Annotated in this window: 18 protein-coding genes; 7 read left to right on the forward strand and 11 right to left on the reverse strand. The window is 65.8% G+C overall.

Going from position 1 to position 20,144, the window contains the following annotated elements; translation table 11 throughout:
• Positions 1-41 precede the first annotated feature (41 nt).
• Complete coding sequence (locus tag CLU87_RS19830; protein WP_099731540.1) at positions 42-1,769, forward strand: acyl-CoA dehydrogenase family protein; 1,728 nt, start codon at positions 42-44, stop codon at positions 1,767-1,769.
• 153 nt (positions 1,770-1,922) lie between these two features.
• On the forward strand, positions 1,923-3,638 hold the full coding sequence (locus CLU87_RS19835; protein ID WP_099731541.1) for a tannase/feruloyl esterase family alpha/beta hydrolase: 1,716 nt from the start codon (positions 1,923-1,925) through the stop codon (positions 3,636-3,638).
• A 58-nt stretch (positions 3,639-3,696) separates the two neighbouring features.
• Here CLU87_RS19835 and CLU87_RS19840 read toward each other — a convergent pair whose 3' ends face one another.
• From CLU87_RS19840 to pobA, 5 genes are all read right to left on the reverse strand, one after another.
• The gene (locus tag CLU87_RS19840) at positions 3,697-4,146 is read right to left on the reverse strand and encodes a carboxymuconolactone decarboxylase family protein (RefSeq protein ID WP_099731542.1); all 450 of its coding nucleotides are present in this window, start codon (positions 4,144-4,146) and stop codon (positions 3,697-3,699) included.
• A gap of 537 nt (positions 4,147-4,683) precedes the next feature.
• On the reverse strand, positions 4,684-5,328 hold the full coding sequence (locus tag CLU87_RS19845; protein ID WP_158236089.1) for a DUF2971 domain-containing protein: 645 nt from the start codon (positions 5,326-5,328) through the stop codon (positions 4,684-4,686).
• Positions 5,329-5,395: 67 nt separating this feature from the next.
• Entirely contained in the window at positions 5,396-6,541 is a 1,146-nt protein-coding gene (locus tag CLU87_RS19850; RefSeq protein WP_099731544.1) for a hypothetical protein, read from the reverse strand.
• Between the two features lie 344 nt (positions 6,542-6,885).
• On the reverse strand, positions 6,886-7,155 hold the full coding sequence (locus CLU87_RS19855; protein WP_099731545.1) for a hypothetical protein: 270 nt from the start codon (positions 7,153-7,155) through the stop codon (positions 6,886-6,888).
• Between the two features lie 313 nt (positions 7,156-7,468).
• Positions 7,469-8,641 carry a 4-hydroxybenzoate 3-monooxygenase gene (gene pobA, locus CLU87_RS19860; protein ID WP_099731546.1) on the reverse strand — a complete coding sequence of 391 codons (1,173 nt, stop codon included), beginning with the start codon at positions 8,639-8,641 and terminating at the stop codon, positions 7,469-7,471.
• A gap of 213 nt (positions 8,642-8,854) precedes the next feature.
• Here pobA and CLU87_RS19865 point away from each other — a divergent pair, with 213 nt between their 5' ends.
• The 3 genes from CLU87_RS19865 to CLU87_RS19875 all read left to right on the forward strand — a co-directional run bounded on the left by CLU87_RS19865 (position 8,855) and on the right by CLU87_RS19875 (position 10,691).
• The gene (locus CLU87_RS19865; protein WP_099731547.1) at positions 8,855-9,736 is read left to right on the forward strand and encodes a helix-turn-helix domain-containing protein; all 882 of its coding nucleotides are present in this window, start codon (positions 8,855-8,857) and stop codon (positions 9,734-9,736) included.
• A gap of 110 nt (positions 9,737-9,846) precedes the next feature.
• A complete protein-coding gene (locus CLU87_RS19870; protein WP_099731548.1) occupies positions 9,847-10,224 on the forward strand; it encodes a VOC family protein in 378 nt (125 codons plus the stop codon).
• Positions 10,225-10,262: 38 nt separating this feature from the next.
• Positions 10,263-10,691: a VOC family protein gene (locus CLU87_RS19875; RefSeq protein ID WP_099731549.1), complete on the forward strand. Its 429-nt coding sequence runs from the start codon at positions 10,263-10,265 to the stop codon at positions 10,689-10,691.
• Between the two features lie 8 nt (positions 10,692-10,699).
• Here CLU87_RS19875 and CLU87_RS19880 read toward each other — a convergent pair whose 3' ends face one another.
• Entirely contained in the window at positions 10,700-11,149 is a 450-nt protein-coding gene (locus tag CLU87_RS19880; RefSeq protein WP_099731550.1) for an Lrp/AsnC family transcriptional regulator, read from the reverse strand.
• 101 nt (positions 11,150-11,250) lie between these two features.
• Between CLU87_RS19880 and CLU87_RS19885 the strand changes: the two genes are divergently transcribed.
• Positions 11,251-11,871, forward strand: a complete 621-nt coding sequence (locus CLU87_RS19885) for a LysE family transporter (RefSeq protein WP_099731551.1) — start codon at positions 11,251-11,253, stop codon at positions 11,869-11,871.
• Between the two features lie 101 nt (positions 11,872-11,972).
• Complete coding sequence (locus tag CLU87_RS19890) at positions 11,973-12,512, forward strand: EVE domain-containing protein (protein WP_233193825.1); 540 nt, start codon at positions 11,973-11,975, stop codon at positions 12,510-12,512.
• A gap of 448 nt (positions 12,513-12,960) precedes the next feature.
• Here CLU87_RS19890 and CLU87_RS19895 read toward each other — a convergent pair whose 3' ends face one another.
• From CLU87_RS19895 to pncA, 5 genes are all read right to left on the reverse strand, one after another.
• Entirely contained in the window at positions 12,961-13,671 is a 711-nt protein-coding gene (locus CLU87_RS19895; RefSeq protein ID WP_233193826.1) for a hypothetical protein, read from the reverse strand.
• 162 nt (positions 13,672-13,833) lie between these two features.
• The gene (locus CLU87_RS19900; RefSeq protein ID WP_099731553.1) at positions 13,834-17,577 is read right to left on the reverse strand and encodes a molybdopterin cofactor-binding domain-containing protein; all 3,744 of its coding nucleotides are present in this window, start codon (positions 17,575-17,577) and stop codon (positions 13,834-13,836) included.
• A complete protein-coding gene (locus tag CLU87_RS19905; protein ID WP_099731554.1) occupies positions 17,574-18,080 on the reverse strand; it encodes a (2Fe-2S)-binding protein in 507 nt (168 codons plus the stop codon). The genes CLU87_RS19900 and CLU87_RS19905 overlap by 4 nt, the downstream gene beginning before the upstream one ends.
• A gap of 21 nt (positions 18,081-18,101) precedes the next feature.
• Positions 18,102-19,274: an ABC transporter substrate-binding protein gene (locus CLU87_RS19910; RefSeq protein ID WP_082522292.1), complete on the reverse strand. Its 1,173-nt coding sequence runs from the start codon at positions 19,272-19,274 to the stop codon at positions 18,102-18,104.
• Between the two features lie 120 nt (positions 19,275-19,394).
• Complete coding sequence (gene pncA, locus CLU87_RS19915; protein ID WP_099732261.1) at positions 19,395-20,120, reverse strand: bifunctional nicotinamidase/pyrazinamidase; 726 nt, start codon at positions 20,118-20,120, stop codon at positions 19,395-19,397.
• Between the last annotated feature and the right edge of the window lie 24 nt (positions 20,121-20,144).

Here is a 20,144-nt window from a genome sequence, read left to right on the forward strand (position 1 = left end):
CAACCGTCAAGCGCAAACAGCTACTAATAAGAGAGCAAACCATGCAAGCCCGCCAGACCCTTGCCGACATCCAGCACCTGCTGACCACCGTGCTGAAGGCGCCCACGCGCTGGCAGGGCCTGGCGCCGTTTGCGGATACCGACGGCGACCTGGCGGCCCAGGTGCTCGACGAGGCGGCCAAGTTTGTGGACAGCGCCATCGCCCCGCTGCAGCGCAGCGGCGACGAAGAAGGCTGCCGCTTTGACGGTGGGCGCGTGCACACACCCGCAGGTTTTCGCGATGCGTACCAGGCCTTCTGGCAGGCGGGCTGGCCGTCGCTGTCTTGCGCGCCCGACGATGGCGGCCAGGGCCTGCCTGCGGTGCTGGAGTGTGTGCTGTTTGAATGGCTGGCCGGTGCCAACCACGGCTGGACCATGGCGCCCGGCCTGCTGCACGGCGCGTACGAATGCATCAAGCACCACGCCAGCGATGCCCTGAAGGCGCAGTACCTGGAGAAGGTCGCCACCGGCGAATGGCTGGCCACCATGTGCCTGACCGAAGCCCACGCCGGCAGCGACCTGGGAATGGTGCGCACACGCGGCGTGCCCCAGCCCGACGGCAGCGCGCGGGTGAACGGCAGCAAGATTTTCATCTCCGGCGGCGAACACGACCTGACGGACAACATCGTGCACCTAGTGCTGGCCCGCCTGCCCGATGCGCCTGCGGGGCCCAAGGGCCTGTCGCTGTTCCTGGTGCCCAAGATTCTTCAGGATGGAAGCCACAACGCCGTGGTCTGCGAGCGCATCGAAGAAAAGATGGGCCTGCACGGCAGCCCCACCTGCGTGATGCGCTTTGACGACGCCACCGGCTGGCTGGTGGGCGAGCCGAACAAGGGCCTGAACGCCATGTTCGTGATGATGAACGCCGCCCGCCTGCACGTGGGTCTGCAGGGCATTGGCCTGCTCGAAGCCGCCTGGCAAAAGGCCAGCACCTATGCGGCCGAGCGCCGCCAGATGCGCGCGCCCGGCGCCAAGGACACCAGCCTCATTCAAGACCACCCCGCCATCCGCCGCATCCTGCACACGCAACGCGCCTGGATCGACGGCGGCCGCGTGCTGGCCTACCACACGGCCCTGCAACTCGATGTGGCCAAACACAGCACCGACGCCGGCGAACGCGCCGCCGCGCAGCGCTGGTGCGCGCTGGTCACGCCCGTGCTCAAGGCCGCGCTCACCGACCAGGCCTTTCACGGCGCCAGCGCCTGCCTGCAGGTGTTTGGCGGCCACGGCTATGTACGTGAATGGGGCATCGAGCAGATCGTGCGCGACGCGCGCGTGGCCATGATCTACGAGGGCACCAACGAGATCCAGGCCATCGACCTGCTGGTGCGCAAGGTGCTGGCCGATGGCGGCCAGGGCCTGGCAACGCTGCTGACCACACTGCCCGGCGCAGCCCCCAGCGCCGCTGCCAGCGCACGCCGCCATGCGCTGGTGGAGATCACGCAGACCCTGGCGATTGCCGCCCAGTCCGACCCCGAGCTGCCCTACTGGGTGGCCGACGACTACCTGCGCGCCGTAGCGCTGGTGCTGCTGGAATGGGCCTGGGCCCAGATCGGCGCCGCCCGCTCCCACCGCACCGAGCAGTCCACCGCCGCTACAGACCGCTGGACCCCACCCGCTCAGGCCTTCGCCCAGTGGGTGCTGCCCGAGTTCGATCTGCGCACCACCATCCTGCGCCAGCGCATTGCCCAGGCGTTTGAATTCAGACCCCAGGAGGCCGCAAGCGCATGATTCATATGCACTAGCAGCTCCTGATTCAGTAGCAAAACACAAGCTTCATCCATCTCCCTCCCACAGCGTGTTGAGGCCACGTTGCGGGGTTCCTTGCGCCTCAAAAAAACCACTGGAGACAACACCATGCGCTTGAAGATGAGAAGAAACCGGATGCGTGCCCACCACCCCCTGGCACTCTCGGCTGCGGCTGCTGCCTTGCTCATGGGCTGTGGCGGCTCGTCCGATGCCGCCCTGCCCCAGCTCTCCGCCGCCACACCGGCCACCCTGCAGTCGTGCGCCACGCTCGCCAGCAGCCTGGCGTTGCCCGACACGCGCATCACCTCGGCCGAGCAAGTGCCCGCAGGCCCCATCACCGTGCAGGGCGTGACCACCCAGGCGCCTGCGCACTGCCTCGTCAAAGGCAAGATGAAAGAGCGCACCGGCCCCGTGGACGGCGCCAGCTACGCCATCGGTTTTGAAATGCGCCTGCCCGTGGAGTGGAACGGCCGCTTTCTGCACCAGGCCAACGGCGGCCTGGACGGCAGCGTGGTCACCGCGCTGGGCTCGGTGAGCGGCGGCGCCCCCGTGGCGCCCGCCCTGGTGCAGGGCTTTGCGGTGCTCAGCTCTGACGCAGGCCACAGCGCACCCACGCCCTTCTTTGGCGTGGACCCGCAGGCCCGGCTGGACTACGGCTACCAGGCCGTGGGCACCCTCACCCCCATGGCCAAGAACCTCATCAAGAGCGCCTACGGCAAGGCGCCCGACCGCTCGTACCTGGCCGGCTGCTCCAACGGCGGCCGCCACGCCATGGTGGGCGCGTCGCGCTATGCCGAGCAGTACGACGGCATCCTGGCGGGCAACCCCGGCTTTCACCTGCCCAAGGCCGCCACCACGCAGCTGTGGAAGGCCCAGCAATACGCCAAGGTGTCCACCAAAGACGCCACCACCGGCCTGCCCGACCTGACCACCGCCGTGAGCCCGACCGAGTTCAAGCTCATCAGCAGCAAGATCGTCGCCAAGTGCGACGCACTGGACGGCGTGGCCGACGGCCAGGTCAACGACGTAGCCGCCTGCCAGGCCGCCTTCAACCTGCAGACCGACGTGCCCACCTGCACCGGCGCACGCGACGGCAGCTGCATCACCAGCGAGCAAAAGGGCGTGCTGGCCAGCATCTTTGCAGGCCCCAAGAACAGCAAGGGCGAGGCGCTGTACACCGGCACCTGGTTCGACCCCGGCGTTGCGGGCGCCAACTTTGCATCGTGGCACTTTGGCGCGCCCGCCACGCGTGACGCCGGTGCGGTGGCCTTCATCTTCACCTCGCCCCCATCCACCGTGGCAGCGTTCACCGCCATCCCCGGCATGCAGTACGCGCTGAACTTCAGCATGGAGACGGACTACCCCAAGATGTTCGCCACCAACACCACCTACACCGAGTCGCCCTGGTCGTACATGACCCCGCCCAATGAAGCCGACCTGAGCGCCCTGAAGAACCGGGGCGCCAAGATGATCGTCTTCCACGGCGTGGCCGACGGCGTGTTCTCGCCCATGGACACCGCCAACTGGATGGACCGCCTGCAGGCCAACCACAGCGGCAAGGCCGACGCCTTTGCCCGCCTGTTCCTGGTGCCCGGCATGAACCACTGCTCCGGCGGCCCCGCCACCGACCAGTTCGACATGCTGGCCCCGCTGGTGGCCTGGGTGGAACAAGGCAAGGCACCCGACAGCGTGACGGCGAAAGTGCGCGGCGCAGGCGCCAACGTGATCAACGCCGAGCTGCCCGCCAGTTGGTCCGCCAACCGCACCCGGCCACTGTGCGTGTACCCCAAGGTGGCCCGCTACAACGGCACGGGGGATGTGGAGAGCGCAAGCAGTTTCAGCTGCAAGTGATGGGCGCTTGAAAAGCGGGAAGCCCAGCGCAAGCGGGGCTTCCTCTTTTCTTTTCCTTTTACGCCTTGGCGCGAGGCTTCATGCGAAAGCTGACGCCCATGCGGTTGATGGCATTCATGGTGGCAATCGTGAGCGTCAGGTCCACCAGGTCCTTCTCGCCAAACACGGCCAGCGCGGCCGCATAGGCCTCATCAGAGGCATGGGTCTCGCTCACGCGCGTCACCTCCTCGGCCCAGGCCAGCGCAGCGCGCTCCTGCTCGGAGAACAGATACGCCGCCTCATGCCACACGGGGACGAGCACCAACTTCTCCACCGACATGCCTTCGGCCAGCAGGTCACGCGTGTGGATGTCGATGCAGTGCGCGCACCCGTTGATCTGCGACACGCGCAGGAAGACCAGGTGCGTCAGCAAGCTGGGCAGGCCCGTGCCCTGGGTGACGAAGTGGTGCAGCGTCCCGATGGCCTTGGCACCCTCGGGCGATACGTTGAACCAGACAGCGCGATTCATACAGCAGTTCCTTCACATTGAATGTTGAGCAGAGGGCGATATCGACCTCCTGCTACCAAGACGTGTGATGTGAGGGTGCTGTGACAGATGCTGGCGAAACGGGTGCGGATCTCGCCATAACCGCCTGGGTAGCACTGGGCAAGACATCCGACAGCGTGACCGCTAAGGTACGCAGCGCAAGTGCCAATGTGGTCAACAACGAGTTGTCCGCGAGCTGGTCTGAAAGCGGAATCGGGCCGCTGCGCTACAACAGGACGAGGGACGTGGAGAGTGCTAGCAGTTTTAGCTGCGAGTTGGGATATTGAAATTGGGAAGCCCGGCTTGTGCCGGGCTCTTTCCTCTCACAAGAATCCGGCGAAAAAACCTGCTCAGCGAAGTAACAGGCGTTCGTAGCTGTCCGCAACGGCGAGAGATGGGCAGTGCTGATTTGCAAGCAGCTTGGCAGCGGTGCCAGGTATCAATTCCGTGCCATCAAACGGGACCTGTCAGCTAGGAGCGGCCAATCGACACTGTCTGTTCACGCGATCTACCCAATTGCTAGATATTGAGTTCTTCGTCTGCCTTCGTTGCTTGCTTGTTCTCAAGAACCTGGAAACGCGAAAAGGCTATGCGTGATTGAATAACCCTGATTTCGCCCTCACCGGAGACTTTCTTGGCAAGATTTCGAATGTCGCCAATCTTGTAGTTGCTGCGCGGCCCAAGAATAATTTCCCGGAACTTGAGGTCCTTGGAAAACGGTACGAAATACATGCCACCCTCGCATTCACTTGGATCCAAGTCTACGAACATTCGGCACTCCTTTTCGTAGCGCCAATCGGCGAACTTTGTCGCAATGAGCATATCCACGGTTCCCTGGACAGGCTTCTTGGTTTTGGGATCAAGCTGGAGATCGAACAAGCGAGTCGCATAGTTCACGTCAGTGAGCAATTCAGAGGGTATATCGAAGCCTAGAGCCATCCCGGAGTGCTTTTCTGCATAGTGCCCCCACATAAGCGGACTTTTCCAATCCTGGGTGAAGCAAATCAGGCCCTTGGTCCTGTTTAACTCGTCCCGCGTTTCCCTAAAGGCCTTTCGCACCACCGTGTTGTTAACGTTGACACCCATCAGTTCGAACGGGTCATTCAGTTCGTTAAAGCGCGATACCTTAAGCCGCTGCATTGATATACAGGCAATGCCAGTCATTGAGCCTGTCAAGTAATAAAGTCGCCTAATCTTCTCCATCGCATCCCCCCGCTCTTGAATCACTTTTTTATACCTCACGTAGCTCTCTGCCGAGTCGCACGTAATGAATATCCGTTAGGACCACCTGCCAGTACATGTGCCCCTCTGCGTCGCGAGCCGTGATGTCGTACGCGAAGAAAAGCTCGACATTCTGAAGCTCGTCCTTATCGCATGATGTAAGGGTATACAGGCCCTCATTGGCGAGAACGACTTTAACAATGCGCCCCATAAGCCAACTCGTGAACAAAAGATGATTCCAGAGGGACCAGACTGGGTCGGGGTGCTTTTGGGATTCAGTTTTACCGTGCGCACCTTCGTTCCGCCAGTGGCAAAAGTCTTCGATCCACGCAGAGAAAGGGCGCAGCTCACTCTTCCATCGACCCTGCCACCTACTGGGCTCAATATGCACGTTGTGCCACTTGACCGGACCCAGATGCGGGGCCAGGAGCTTTACCAATTTGGCCTTCAGGTCCGACGTCTTATGACTGGCTCCTAGCAGCGTCTCTAGTGCGGCACGCATGAATACGATTTCCGCAGAGGGTGGAACGTCGTTAGAGTCGGTGTTGGCTTTATTGAACAGAGTGATTGCGTCCAATATGCGGTTCCGCGTATGTCCGTCCGGGACATTTAGCAGAGCAAGGGCAAGGTTGTTATCTATGTTTAGCGAGTACCTTTCCGAGACATGCAAGGGCCGCAAGAAGAGCGGCTTACCGGTGCCGCCGGTCATGTAGTTCATGCTGTTCCCATCACGGCGTCGAGTAGTTATCGCCGTAGCCGCTGGGTTGTCTTCTGAAAAGTGCTGTGCAATGGCAATCAAGCTATCGGCGTTGCAATAGTTCCGGTGCATGCCAAACTGCCGCGCAGAAAGCGCGGCAAAGGTCAGCAACTGCGTTTGCTCCAACCGCTCTTGAATTTCTCTATCGATGAGCAAGCTTTTGCGCTCGTTATCCCCAGCCCATCGCAGGATGAGCGCTTTGCGCACCGGCACCGTGGAATCTGGGTTCTGAGCGAAGGCTCGATCAGCATAGTTTCCAATGATGGCATCAAGGCTACGTTGCGTGGTGTCACCCAGAGGGCCAGGACACGCTTCTCTTTCATACGGAACAAAAGCAATTGGTCCGACTTGGCCTGCCTCTTCGACATACGTCCACGGCATAAAAAACAGGGTGGGCATGTTTCTCTTTCATTTTTTGCGAAGTGTCCCATACCCCTATCCGCAGGCCCGACAGTGACAATCTGTGTGAGCACAGGCGCCGCTTTAGAAAATCCTGATCCAGGCTTAGGGGTGGCTATCAGGCACTTATGCCAGCCCACTTGACATCTGCGAAATACATTGACTAAGAGACTGCAGAGACGTTATCTAAGGCGCGCGCGGATACTCAAAGCCGAACCCAAATAGTTATCCGGCCACGACCGCAGTGCCTTCTTGGATAAGAGTCCTTGCGCAGTCGCTTCTAGTCGTAGGCCAGGGACTCGGGGAAGGTGTGCTGGGCCTTCCAAATGCGGGGCGGCAGCCGCCTACTCCGCCGCGCCCGGCGTGCGTTCAGCCGGCGCCCGCGATCTGCGGGCCTCTTCTTTCGCCTTCTTCCCTTGGTCGTGGTGCCACTTGATGGCGTAGAACATGCAGGTGCCAAACACGAGCACCTTGAAGGTGATGAAGACTATCGGGACCCAATCCATTTGTGATGGCTTTCCAAGTTGTTGATGGGCGCCCACTACCGTCAAGTGCAGTGCCTCAAAACGCTGCGTCAGCAGCTTCATCGTGTTCAAGCCATCGTCGATTTGCACATCGACAGCACGGGGCCAATGATCTGAAAACTTGGTGCGATGCTATCGAGCCTGCTGTGCGGGCGTAAGCATCAGTTCTGCCTAAATTATGCGTAGCAGATGGAGATTGCCGTGCACGGGGGAGCTGCATAGAAAGCGGCTTTGTCATTGGGTCCCGCAAGGGGGCCGCAGTACGCAAGCCGTAGGGCGCGCCGCGTGAGCAGACGGAACGCCGGTTGCACGCAACGCCTACCGGGCACACACAAAAGAAGAAGCCTGCATGAGAGAACCCCATGCAGGCCTTTGATTAGATAGCAGTGCTACTGCCAGGTGCTCAGAACGGCAACCCCACATAGTTCTCCGCCAGCGATCCCAGCGCCTTCTCCGACGAGAACAGGTACGCCAGGTCCGTGTCCTGCAGCTTCTGGTCGTACGCGATGGAATCCGGGAAGGTGTGCAGCATGGTCGTCATCCACCACGAGAAGCGCTGGGCCTTCCATACGCGGGCAAGGGCCTTTTCCGAGTATTTGTCGAGGCCGGTGCTGTCGCCATCCTTGTAGTGCGCCACCATGGCGTGGTACAGGTAGTAGATGTCCGACGCCGCGCTGTTCAGGCCCCGTGCGCCTGTGGGCGGCACGATGTGGGCGGCGTCGCCCGCCAGGAACAGGTTGCCGTAGCGCATGGGCTCGGCCACAAAGGAGCGCAGGGGGGCGATGGACTTTTCGATGGAGGGGCCGGTGATGAGCTGCTCGGCCACTTCGGCGGGCAGGCGGCGCTTCAGCTCGGCCCAGAAGGCTTCGTCGGACCAGTCTTCCACGTTGTCGGTCAGCGGCACCTGGATGTAGTAGCGGCTCAGCACCTGCGAGCGCAGCGAGCACAGCGCAAAGCCGCGTTCGTGCTTGGCGTAGATCAGCTCGGGCGAGACGGGCTTGGTGCGCGAGAGCACGCCCAGCCAGCCGAAGGGGTAGACCTTTTCGTATTCCTTGAGCACGTCGCGCGGGATGGACTTGCGGCTCACTCCGTGGAAGCCGTCGGCGCCGATGACGAAGTCGCAGTCGATGCGCACCACCTCGTCGCCACTGCGGTAGGTCACATACGGGTTGGCGCTTTTCAGGTCGTGCGGCTGCACGTCTTCGGCGTTGTGGATGACGACGCCCTTCATACGGTCGCGCGCTTCGTACAGGTCGCGCGTCAGCTCGGTCTGGCCGTAGACCACTACGGAGCTGCCGCCGCTGTACTTGTGCAAATCGACCCGGTCCATTTGGCCGTCGTGGGCAATGATGAAGCCGTCGTGGATCTCGCCTTCCTTGTCCATGCGCTCGCCGCACTGGGCCTCGCGCATGAGTGCGGCAAAGCCATGCTCCAGCACGCCGGCGCGGATGCGGCCCAGCACGTATTCACGGCTTTGGCGCTCCAGCACGATGGTGTCGATGCCCTTGAGGTGCAAGAGCTGCGAGAGCATGAGGCCCGAGGGGCCTCCGCCGATGATGCAAACCTGGGTTTTCATGGTGTCTCCTTTGTGGCGAGCGACTCACAAAACTCCCCTGGCGTTGTTGTCCCGCCTTGCCGTACTACTTGTACTGTCTGCGGCAGGACGCCTGGCCAGGGCGCTTCGCTGAGTTGTGTGAGCCGCTCTGTTGGGTTGATGACATGGGTCAAAACGACCACCCAAAGATACGTGGCACAGTCGCCGCGTTGAATGGACGGATGGAGCCAGAACATGCACTTTTCGAACATCGGAACCATCCACTCGTACAGCCTGTTCGGCGAGTCGCAGCACCTGCCCGATGTGCTGCACTGCGAGACGATTGCCGAGCGATCGGCGCTGCACGACTGGGAGCTGGCGCCGCACCGGCACACGCGGCTGCATCAGGTGCTGCTGATCACCTCGGGCGGGGGCGTGGCGCACCTGGATGGCGAGCGGATTGCGCTGTTTGCCGGTGCGCTCATCAACGTGCCGCAGGGGCATGTGCACGCATTCCGCTTTACGCAGCACACGCAGGGCTGGGTGGCCACGCTGGCCGATGAATTGATGGACGAGATTTTTGTGCGCGTGGGCGATGTGCGGCGCGACCTGGCGCGGCCCGCCGTGGCGCCTGCGCCGCCAGAGTTGCACCAGGCCATCGGCCAGGTCTGGCAGGAGTTCTCGGGCCGCGCCAAGGCGCGTGCGCTGGTGCTGCGGGGCCTGAGCGCCACGCTGCTGGGCTGGGTGGCGCGCGCGATGGACGAGCACAGCCCGGACGACACCCACGCGCCAGAGTCCAGCCTGGTGCAGCGGCTGGAGGCGCTGATCGAGGCGCATTTTCTGGAGCACTGGCAGGTGGCCGACTACGCGCGGGCGCTGGCCGTGTCGCCCACGCACCTGAGCCGCGTGGCGCGTGCTGCCACGGGCGTGTCGGCCCAGCGGCTGATTGAGGCGCGCCTGATGCGCGAGGCGCGGCGTAACCTGGCCTACACGCACCTGGGCGTGGCCACCATTGCCTACACGCTGGGCTATGCCGACCCGGCGTACTTCACCCGCGCCTTCACGCGCGATGCGGGGCTGTCGCCGCGTGCGTTTCGGGCGCAGGTGGCGGCGTCCGCGCCCGCTCCGGCAATGTGATGCGGGGTGACAGGCTGCTGACACTCCGCTGTCAGCAGCCCCCGCTCACCATCGGGGCTTCGTTTGTTTGTCTGTTCGTTGATTCTTTCTTTCACACACAAGGAGCCCCCATGAAAAACGCTATCGCCTGGTTTGAGATCCCCACCACCCAGCTGGACAGCGCCCAGGCCTTTTACGAAGCCGTGCTGGGCCAGCCCATGCGCCGCGAGAACATGGGCCCGAGCGAAGGCGCCGTGTTTGCCTACGACCCTGAGGCCGATGGCGCAGGCGGCGCGCTGATGATGGGCCCCACGGCGCCCCAGGTGTCGGGCAGCGGCACGCTGGTGTACCTGGACGCATCGCCCTCGCTCGACGCCGCGCTGGAGCGCGCGGTGGCCCAGGGCGGCCGCGTGGCCCTGCCGCGCCAGGCGCTGCCGCCGGGCATGGGCTTCTTTGCACACATCCACGACCTGGATGGCAACCGCGTGGGTCTGCACGCGCTGGCTTGAAGCCACAACGCACCGACGGTCTACGAAAGGAGCACAGCATGGAAGCGCAAGAAATCCACCGGGGCAGGCTGTTTGACCATGTGCAGCTGGTCGTGCGCGACCTGGCGGCCAGCCAGGCCTTCTACACGGCGGTGCTGCAGGCCCTGCAGGTGCCCATGGGCGGGGCGGACGAGGGCTACTTCTGGGCCGACGAGCTGTTTGTGTCGTCGGCCGACAGCCCTGCCGCTCAGGGTCACCTGACCGGCCGCACGCACCTGGCGTTTCAGGCCCGGGACCGGGCGATGGTGGATGCCTTCTACCAAGCTGCGCTGGCCCACGGCGGCATCGACAACGGCGCGCCGGGCGAGCGGGCTTACCACCCCGGCTACTACGCCGCGTTTGTGCTGGACCCGGATGGCAACAACATCGAGGCGGTGTTCCATGGCGACGCGCAGCGCAGTGCGGCGTCGGTGAAGATCACGTTCTGAGGGGTGGGTCAGCCCGCCTCAGGGCGGGCCAGGCCGCGCAGCGGGATGGGGGTGGAGAACACGATGGACGTGCGCGTTTCGCCATAGCCGTTGATGTCGCCCAGAAAGCGCTCCAGATCGGGCAGGTCGCGCGCCACGACCTGCATCACATACGAGTCGTTGCCGCTGACGTGGTGGCATTCGAGCACCTGGGGCGACTGGCGCAGCTTGTCGATCAGCGCCTTCTTGCCGGGCTGCGGCACGTTGATGCCCACCACGGCGCGCACGCCGTAGCCGACCTTGGCGGGGTCGACATCGGCATGCACGCCGCGCACCACGCCCGCCTCCTGCAGGCGGCGCAGGCGCTCCAGCGTGGCGGGCACCGACAGGCCCACGGCCTCGGCCAGTTCCTTGAGCGAGGCGCGGCCATCGGCCTGCAGCGCGCTGATCAGGCGCCAGGCTTTGTCATCGACTTCCATAAAAGCCTTTATCGATTGGCACAGAAAAAACCGAAACCAATTTCTGGATTCGCCGAATTTTCTGCATTCTCCACCGCCCGCCGCCGGCCTAGCATCGGTGCATGGACTTGACCTCACTCACCGTGTTTCTGCAAGCCGCCGTGATCGGCGTGCTCATCGCGGCCCCTGTGGGCCCCATTGGCCTGCTGACCATGCAACGCACCCTGGAGCGGGGCCTGGCAGCCGGGCTGGCCACGGGCCTGGGCGCCGCTGCGGCCGATGCGGTGTATGGCGCCGTGGGTGCCTTCAGCGTGCGCTGGCTCATCGATGGGCTGACGCAGGCCAAGACGCCGCTGGCGCTGGGCGGCGGCGCACTGCTGCTGGTGCTGGCCTGGCGCACCTGGCACGCGCCGGCGGCCCACACCGCAGCCCCGGCCCGCGATGCGCGGGGGCTGCTGGGCCTGGCGGCCGGCACGTTTGCGCTGACGCTAGCCAACCCGGCCACCATCGTGTCGTTCATTGCGGTGTTTGGCTCGCTGGGTGGCGGCCGGCCCAGCCTGCCGTCTCCGCTGTGGATGGTGGCGGGCGTGCTGGTGGGCTCTGCCGCCTGGTGGCTGCTGCTGACCGGCGCGATTGCCTACCAGCGCCAGCGCTTTACGCCCGCCTGGCGCCAGCGCATCAACCGGGCGTCGGCCCTGCTGCTGGGCGGGTTTGCACTGTGGCAGTGGGGGCAGCTGGTCTGAGAACCCGCGCGCTGCTGACAGGGATGCTGCAAAGGTACTGACACTGCGGTGTCAGCAGCACGCCCGCACCATCGGTGGCTTCTTTGATCAGGAGCTTTCTCATGACCGACGCCGTGCTGCAACACCCCCTTTGGCCGGATGCCGCGCCTGCGCGCAACGACATGCCCCTGCCGGCAGCGCCCCCTGCAGCCGCCACGCGCCGCAACTGGATCGCCGTGGCCTGCGCCCAGCACGCCCGCCGGGGATGCGCCACGCCGGGTGCGGGCTACATGCAGGTGTGCCATGGCAAGGTGGCGCCGCTGCAGCGCATACGGCCCGGCGACCGCGTGGCGTATTACGCGCCGACGGTGACCATGGGGGGCAAGGACCGGCTGCAGGCGTTTGTCTCCATCGGCATCGTGTTGCCGGGCGCGCCGTATGCGTTTGACATGGGCGGCGGGTTTGTGCCGTCGCGGCGGGATGTGGCCTATGTGCCTGCGCGTGAGGCGGCGATTGCGCCGCTGCTGGACGCGCTGGAGTTTGTGGACGACCGCCAGCGCTGGGGCAGCAAGTTCCGCTTTGGGCTGTTGGCCGTCAGCGACCGCGACATGCGCCTGATTGCGCAGGCGATGCAGGCCGAGCTGCAGTTACTACATTTTTGATAGCTATTCAGGCAATCAGCACTAGCGCATCCGGCCCAAAAGGCTTCAAACGGATCGCAAAAAGCCCCGTGGGGCCCTCGAACAGCCGCAGGCAGGCGTCAGCACACCGCCATCAGCGTGTCCACCACCCGGCGTTGGGCGGCGGTCAGGGCCGTATAGCCTTCGCGCAGCAGTCGCAGCACGATCGCGTGGATTTCAATTTCGCTAGCGGGCATGGTCTTCTCCTTGAACGGACAACAGTGGGCGGCCGCCGCAGGGGCTGGCCGATGACATGGGCGCCAGCCACGACAAAAAGAGGCGGGCGCCCGGGCCTGCCCCACCATGGACCAAGCCCCGATGCCACTGTGCCGAGGAGGCGGCGCAGGCGGTGGCGCGATAAACGGGGAAGTTCGCGGCCTTTTTCGCGCGCCGCAGCCAAGCCGAAGCGCCTAGGGACCCTCTGCACGAATCAGGGCGAGGTGGCCCCAGGCACGTAGGCGTCGATGACCGGCGGCTCGCTGTCCCCCGCAGCGGTCCGGGCCAGCTTGAACCAGGTCCAGGTCTCCACATCGGGCGCGTCGTAGCTGCCGTAGGACTGTCCACCCCACGAGAAGTACGAGCCCTTGTTGCCCGTGCTGACGGTGCGCTTGCCCACGGCCAGCCCGCCATCCTTGAGCAGCGCCAGCCTGAAACCCTGCAGCACGCCCGAGGCCCCAGGCTCCTTGTCCGGCGACACGGTCTGCGGGACCAGGTCGAGCATGCCGGAGCTGCAGCGGGCCTGCGCGCCGCTGTAGGTGACGAGGCTCCACTGCCGGGTGAGCGAGGTGCGCACGTTGCGCGCGCGGTTGACGGTGCGCGTGCGCAGCGTGGTTTCGCCGCGCTGCTGCTGCACCCAGACCTGCATCTCGGCCGAGCCGGTGAAAAACGGCAGGCTGCCCCGCACGCCAGCGGGCTCCACCGGCGGCCAGGCGTACACGCCTTGCAAGGACGGGCAGCCGAACCAGCTGCTCTGCACGGGGCCAAACGCCGGAGGCGGCTTGGGCGACCCCTGCACATCCGGCCCGCAGGCCGTGAGGGCCAAGCAACACAGGGCCAGCGTTGCGGCGCCGCCGATGCGCTGCACGCGCCGGTGCGGGGTGCGCAAAGCACTGTGCGATGGCAAGGGAGCGGCAGCTGTCATGGTGTCAGGGCGGTGGTGCAGCCCGATTGTCGGGCCGAACACTGCACCTGCGGTCGCTCTATTTTTGATAGCAGTTTGCGCATATTCCACTAGCGCCTCAGCACCCAAAGGCTCCAAAACCGTGTTGACGATCGCCCAGAGGGGGGCTGCGAGATCGCCAGGCTACGGATGTGCAGGCCCCGCCCGCACACGGGCCAGCGCCTCGGGCACATCGCGCCACGCCGGGCGGCCGGGGGCGTAGCGCTGGCGCATGTAGCCCGCCAGCTCGGTGATCTGCGCGTCGCTGAGCGCGTGGCCAAAGCCGGGCATGAAGCCGATGTCCCGCGCGGCGGGCTCGCGGATGCCGTGCACGATGACCTGCAGCAGGTTGTCGGGTCGGTCGCTGTGCAGGTTGCTGTTGAGCGCTAGGGACACGTTCACGCCCAGCAGGCGCGGCCCATCGCCGTCGTGGTGGCAGGCCGCGCAGGCGCCATCGAACAGCCGCTGTGCCTGGCCGGGCTGCGGGGCCAGCGCGGCGGCCTGGGCCACGGCGGCTTGGGCGCGCTGCTGCGGGTCAGACACTGGCAGGGTGGCTGGCTGGGTAGCCGCTTCCGTAGCGGTGAACGAGGCCAGGTAGCTTGCCATGGCGCGGATGTCGTCGTCCGGCAAGTGGGCCAGCTCGCGCACCACAGGCGCCATGGGGCCGGAGGCGCTGCCGTGCTGCGGGCTGTGGCCGTGGCGCAGGTAGCCGTACAGCGCATCGGCCGTCCAGGGCACGGGCGCCTTCGACAGGCCGGTGAGCGCAGGCGCCTCCCAGCCATCAATCATGGCCCCGGAGAGGAACGCAGCCCCGCCCAACTCGGCCCCCAGCGCATTGCGCGGCGTGTGGCAGGCGCCGCAGTGGCCCACGCCCTGCACCAGGTAGGCGCCCCGGTTCCATTCGGGCGGGCGGGTCGGGTCGGGCTTGAACGGCGTGGCGTCGTGGAACAGCGCGTTCCAGCCCGCCATGAGGGGGCGCACGCTGAAGGGGAAGGTCAACTGGGTCTTCGGCACCTCGGCCCGCACGGCCGGCTGCGCCATGAGGTAGGCGTACAGCGCGGTCAGGTCGTCGTCGCTCATCTTGGCGAACGAGGTGTAGGGGAACGCGGGGTACAGGTGCTTGCCGTCACGCGAGATGCCTTCGCGCATGGCGCGCTGGAAAGCGCTGAAGGACCACTGGCCGATGCCGGTCTCGGCGTCGGGCGTGAGGTTGGTGGTGTAGACCTTGCCGAACGGCGTGTCCATGGCGCGGCCACCCGTGTTGGGCGTGCCGCCCGGGGCGGTGTGGCACACCACGCAGTCGCCCGCAGCGGCCAGCAGGCGGCCCCGCTCGATGGTGGCAGCGTTGTAGACCGAGGCCCCTGCCGTCTGCACCACGGGCGCGATGGAGGGGCGCCAACCCAGCAGCGCCGCGCCCATGGCGATGCCACCGGCGACGAGAGCCAGGGCGCGCGCCCAGGGGCTGCGCTGGGTGGGCCATGTGGCGCTGGCGGGCACGGTGGGTGCGGGCAGCTCCAGCGTGGGCAATACCTCGGCCTGCTCAGTGGGTGCGGTGCTGCCTGCAGCCGCCTCGCCTGCGCCACCGGGCAAGGGGTTGAGCCCGGCACGCACCACCTCGGGCGTGAACGGCGGCGCGCGAAAGCGCACGCCCGTGGCGTCAAAAATTGCATTGGCAATGGCCGCCGTGCCCGGCACAGACGACGACTCGCCGGAGCCCAGCGGCGCCTCGTCCTGCCGGGGCATGTGCATGACCTCGATGACCGGCACCTCGCGGAAGCTCAGGATGGGGTAGCTGCCCCACTCGCGGTTGTCCACGGCCTGCTTGACGGGCTCGAACGTCACCTGCTCCTTGAGCGCGCGGCTGGTGGTCTGCAGCACGTTGCCGTGCACCTGCTGCTCCACACCGGCGGGGTTCACCATCAGGCCCGCATCGTGCCCCACGACCACGCGGCGCACATGCACCTCGCCGGTCTTCTTGTTGACCTCCACATCGGCCACCCAGGCGGCCCAGGCGGCGCCAAAGCCGGGCCATTTGCTGTGGATGTAGCGGGCGTAGGCAAAGCCCTGGCCCTGCACCCAGTCCCCATCCAAGGGGCGCTGCTGGGGGCCGGTGCGGCGAATCCAGCCCGCCTTCTCGGCCGTGGCCTGGACCAGCTCGGCAGCGCGCGGGTCGTTCAGCAACTGCAAGCGAAACTGCACCGGGTCCACCCCCGCCGCCGTGGCCAGCTCGTCCACATAGGACTCGTGCGCAAACGAATTGGGCAGCGCCGACACGCCGCGCAGCCACGACGCGCGCACGATGGGCGGCATGTCGTTGACGGCCACGCGCAGGTTGTCGTACTGGTAGGGCGGGCGCGCGGTGCGGTCGCCCATCTCGTAGGCCTGGGCCACGGGCTCGATGGTGCGGGTGAGCAGCAGGGCCAGCGTGGGTGCGCCGTTGGAGGGGTAGGACGTTTCAAAGTCGTACGCCGCCACGGTGCCATCGGCCTTGAGCCCGCCGCGCACCTGCATGAGCTGCGCCGTGCCCTTGGGCTCCCACAAATGCTCCTGCTCGCGCGTGAGCTGCACGCGCACCGGGGCACCGACGGCGCGCGAGAGCAGCGCGGCATCGGCGGCCACGTCATCGGCACCGTTGCGGCCATAGCAGCCTGCGGCCTCCATGCGGATGAGGTCGATGTCCACATCGGCCAGGCCCATCAGGCGAGCCAGGTCGGCGCGCAGCACATGGGGGTTTTGCGTGCCTGCCCACACGGTCATGCGCGGGCGGCCGGTGCTGTCATCACTGCGCCATTCGGCCACCGCGCAGGACGGGCCGATGGAGCCATGCATCTGGTACGGCCACACGTAGGTGCGCGGCATCGGCTGGCCGTTGGCAGACAGCGCGGCCAGGGCACCCTCCACATCGCCCTCGTCCACCAAGCGGCGCTGCGTGGCGGGGTTGGCGCGGATGGCTTGTTCCAGCGCCTCGGCGCTGTCCTGGCGCGGAAAGCCGGGCCAGTCCTTCCAGCGCACTTTCAGCTCGCGCAGCGCCTGCTCGGCCTGCTCCTCGCGCTCGGCGACGATGCCCACAAAGTCGCGGACCACCACCACGGCGCGGATGCCGGGGATGTGGGCGATGGACTGCTGGTCTACCGATTCGAGCGTGTTACCGATGAAGTCGCCATGGTCGGCCCCCGCATACGGCGGGCGCACCACGCGGCCGTGCAGCATGCCGGGCACGCGCATGTCGTGCACAAACACCAGCTCGCCACTGACCTTGGCGGGGATGTCCACGCGTGGCACGGACTGGCCGACCACGGTGTAATCGGCGGCGGCCTTGGTGGGCGTGGCGTCCACCAGATCCAGCGTGGTGTGCGCGCCCGCCAGCAGCGCGCCGTAGGCCACTTGGCGCGATGGGTCTGCAGTGACCTGCACGATCCCCGCACGCACCTGCAATTGATCCACTGGCACGCCCAGCCGCTCTGCGGCCTGGGCCACCAGCCAGTGGCGCGCCTGCGCAGCGGCGATGCGCAGGGGCTTGGCGTGGATCTGGATGGATGCGCTCGCGATGGTGGCGCCCTGGTTGGGCGCGCGGGTGGTGTCGCCCAGCACCATGTTCACCTGGGCCAAAGGCACATCCAGCTCTTCGGCCACGATCTGCGCGAGTGCGGTGCGGATACCGGTGCCCAGGTCCACATGGCCGTTGAGTGCGGTCACGCTGCCGTCGTCCCACACGGCGACCAGTATCTCCACGCCCTCGGCCGGGTTGCCCGCCACCAGGGCGGGCTGGCCCTTGACGGGCGGTGGTGCGGGCGGCGGGTTGCGCACCACCAGCAGCACGCCCTGGGCGGCATGGAAGTCGGCGCGGGTGAGCGGGCTGTGGGCGCGCAGGGGTGGAGGCGTGTTCATGCCTGGGCCTCGCGCATCAACTGGGCCGCGCGCAGTACGGCGCGGATGATCTCGACATGTGTGCCGCAGCGGCACAGGTTGCCCGACAGCTCGCGGCGCACGGCGGCTTCGTCGGGGTCAGGATTGCGCTCCAGCAAGGCCACGGCCATCATCACCATGCCGTTCAGGCAATAGCCGCATTGCGCGGCCTGCTCATCCACAAAGGCTTGCTGCACCGGGTGAAGTCCTGCGGTGCGGCTGCAGCGTCCGGGCAGCCCTTCCAGCGTGGTCACCTCGCGACCTGCCACGCCCTGCGCCGGGATCACGCAGGCCCGCGCGGCAATCCCATCCACCAGCACCGTACATGCACCACACTGCCCCAGGCCACAGCCGTACTTGGGGCCGTTGAGCGACAGGTCGTTGCGCAGCACGTGCAGCAGCGTGGCGCTGGCCAAGGTGCTCTGCGGCAGGGCAAACGGCTGGCCATTAACGACGACCGGGGAGAGTGAAGCGGGCGCGTGCATGTCTCGGTGGGTTGTTCTCAGTCAACGTCGCAGCGACCCGCTGCGCGTGTACATCTCCAGGTCCACAAAGTTGGAGCCATTGTGGTTGCCCGGGCCGTACACCAGCGGAAAGTCGCCGATCTTGGTGGTGCCCATGTCTTCCATGGCCTTGATGAAGCCTTCACGCGTGAGCGCTTTGCCTGCGCGCTTGAGGCCCTCCACAAACACGCGCGCGGCGATATAGCCCTCCAGCATGGTGTAGCTGTCGATCTTTTCGCCCGCGTCCGCGCGGTCCTTGCGGTAGTCGGCCACGATGGCCAGGCGGCTGGCCTGCGGCGACGGCACGATGCTGGCCGTGACCAGCCCTTCGATGCCGCCGTTCAGGCGCTGCGCAGAGCCCGGTGCGTCGGTGATGCCCACCGAGATGGTGTACAGCGGCGACGCCGCGCCCGCCGCCCGGTAGTCGCGCAGGAACACCTCCACCATCTTGCCCGCCATGATCATCACCACCGCGCCCGGCTGGGCCTTGGTGAGCTGCGCCACCTGGGGCTTGGCGTCGGTGGCGGCGATCTCCATGGGCACGGAATCGACCACCTTGACCTTCAGGCCCTGAGCGATCTGCAGGCAGGTGTCGAGGTTGGATTTGCCAAACGCGCTGTTCTGGTAGATGACGGCGATGTTGTTGATGCCCAGCGTGGCGAGGTGGCCCACGATCTTGCGCAGCTCGGTCTCATAGCTGGCGCGCACGTGGAACAGGTAGCGGTTGTGCGTGGTGCGAAACGACGTGGTGCCCACCAGCGGCGCGAACATGGGCACGCCCGCCTTCTCTGCCAGGGGCATGGCGGCGATGAGGTTGCCGGTGGCCACGTAGCCGATCAGGGCGAAGACCTTGTCTTCGTCAATCAGCTTGGCCGTGTTCTCGGCGGTCTTCTTGGGTTCGTACGCGTCATCGTGCGACACCAGCTCCAGCGTGCGCCCCTGCACGCCGCCGGTCTTGTTCACCTTGTCGAACGCCAGCGCAATGCCCGCCTTGTAGTCCACCCCGAAATCCTTGGCCGGACCGGTGAACACGGCCGACTGTCCCACCTTGATGCGGGTGTCCGTCACCCCGGTCTCGGCAGCAGCCGGGCCCGCGGCCCCCAGAGCAGCGGCGGCCAGGGCCGTCAGCACCACACGGCGGTCGATGCTCCCCTCCTCCATCCCACGACATTTCATGAAACGCTCCTTACATCAAAGGCGCAAGTTTCCCTGCAAGCGGAGCGGCTGCGCAACCATTTCTGCGGGGTGTTGTGAATCCGTCAAACCCCGGCGCCGAAGCACCGGGGCGGTGCGCCGTCAGGCGACATCGATGTCGCTGGACTGGATGCGTTTGACGCCCTTGGCCTTCATGTTTTTCCAGGCAGCGTCGAGCGATCCGTTGAGGTCGATGGCGCGGGTCGCATCTTCGACCACATAGCTTTCGAAGCCCAGGCGTTTGGCGTCGAGCGCCGTCCAGGCCACGCAGAAGTCGGTGGCCAGGCCGGTGACAAACACGGTCTTGATGCCACGCTGCTTGAGGTAACCCGCCAGGCCGGTGGAGGTCTTGCGGTCGGCCTCTTCAAAAGCCGAGTAGCTGTCCACATGCTGGTGAAAGCCCTTGCGCAGGATCACCTGGGCCTTGGGCACCTGGAGGTCTTTGTGCAGGGCGGCATCGTCGGTGCCCTGCACGCAATGGTCGGGCCACAGCACCTGCTGGCCGTAACTCAGCTTGGTGGTTTCAAACGGCTTCTTGCCCGCATGGGTGCTGGCAAAAGAGGCGTGGCCCTGGGTGTGCCAGTCCTGCGTGACCACCACGTTTTCAAACGCTGTGGCAATGCGGTTGATGACGGGCACCACCTCATCCCCCTTGGCCACGGGCAGCGTGCCGCCCGGGACAAAACAGTTCTGCACATCGACCACGATGAGCGCCGCTCGCTCACCGGGTTTGATCTTGCCTGCCGCCCAGCTGGCAGGGAAGCTGACCCCGGCCACGGTGAGCGCGGCCGATTGAAGAAGAAAGCGACGACGTTGCGCAGTTTGCATGGTGAACACTCCGGTTGGGAACGC

Source organism: Acidovorax sp. 59, assembly GCF_002754175.1.
GTDB classification, from domain to species: Bacteria; Pseudomonadota; Gammaproteobacteria; order Burkholderiales; family Burkholderiaceae_C; genus Acidovorax; species Acidovorax delafieldii.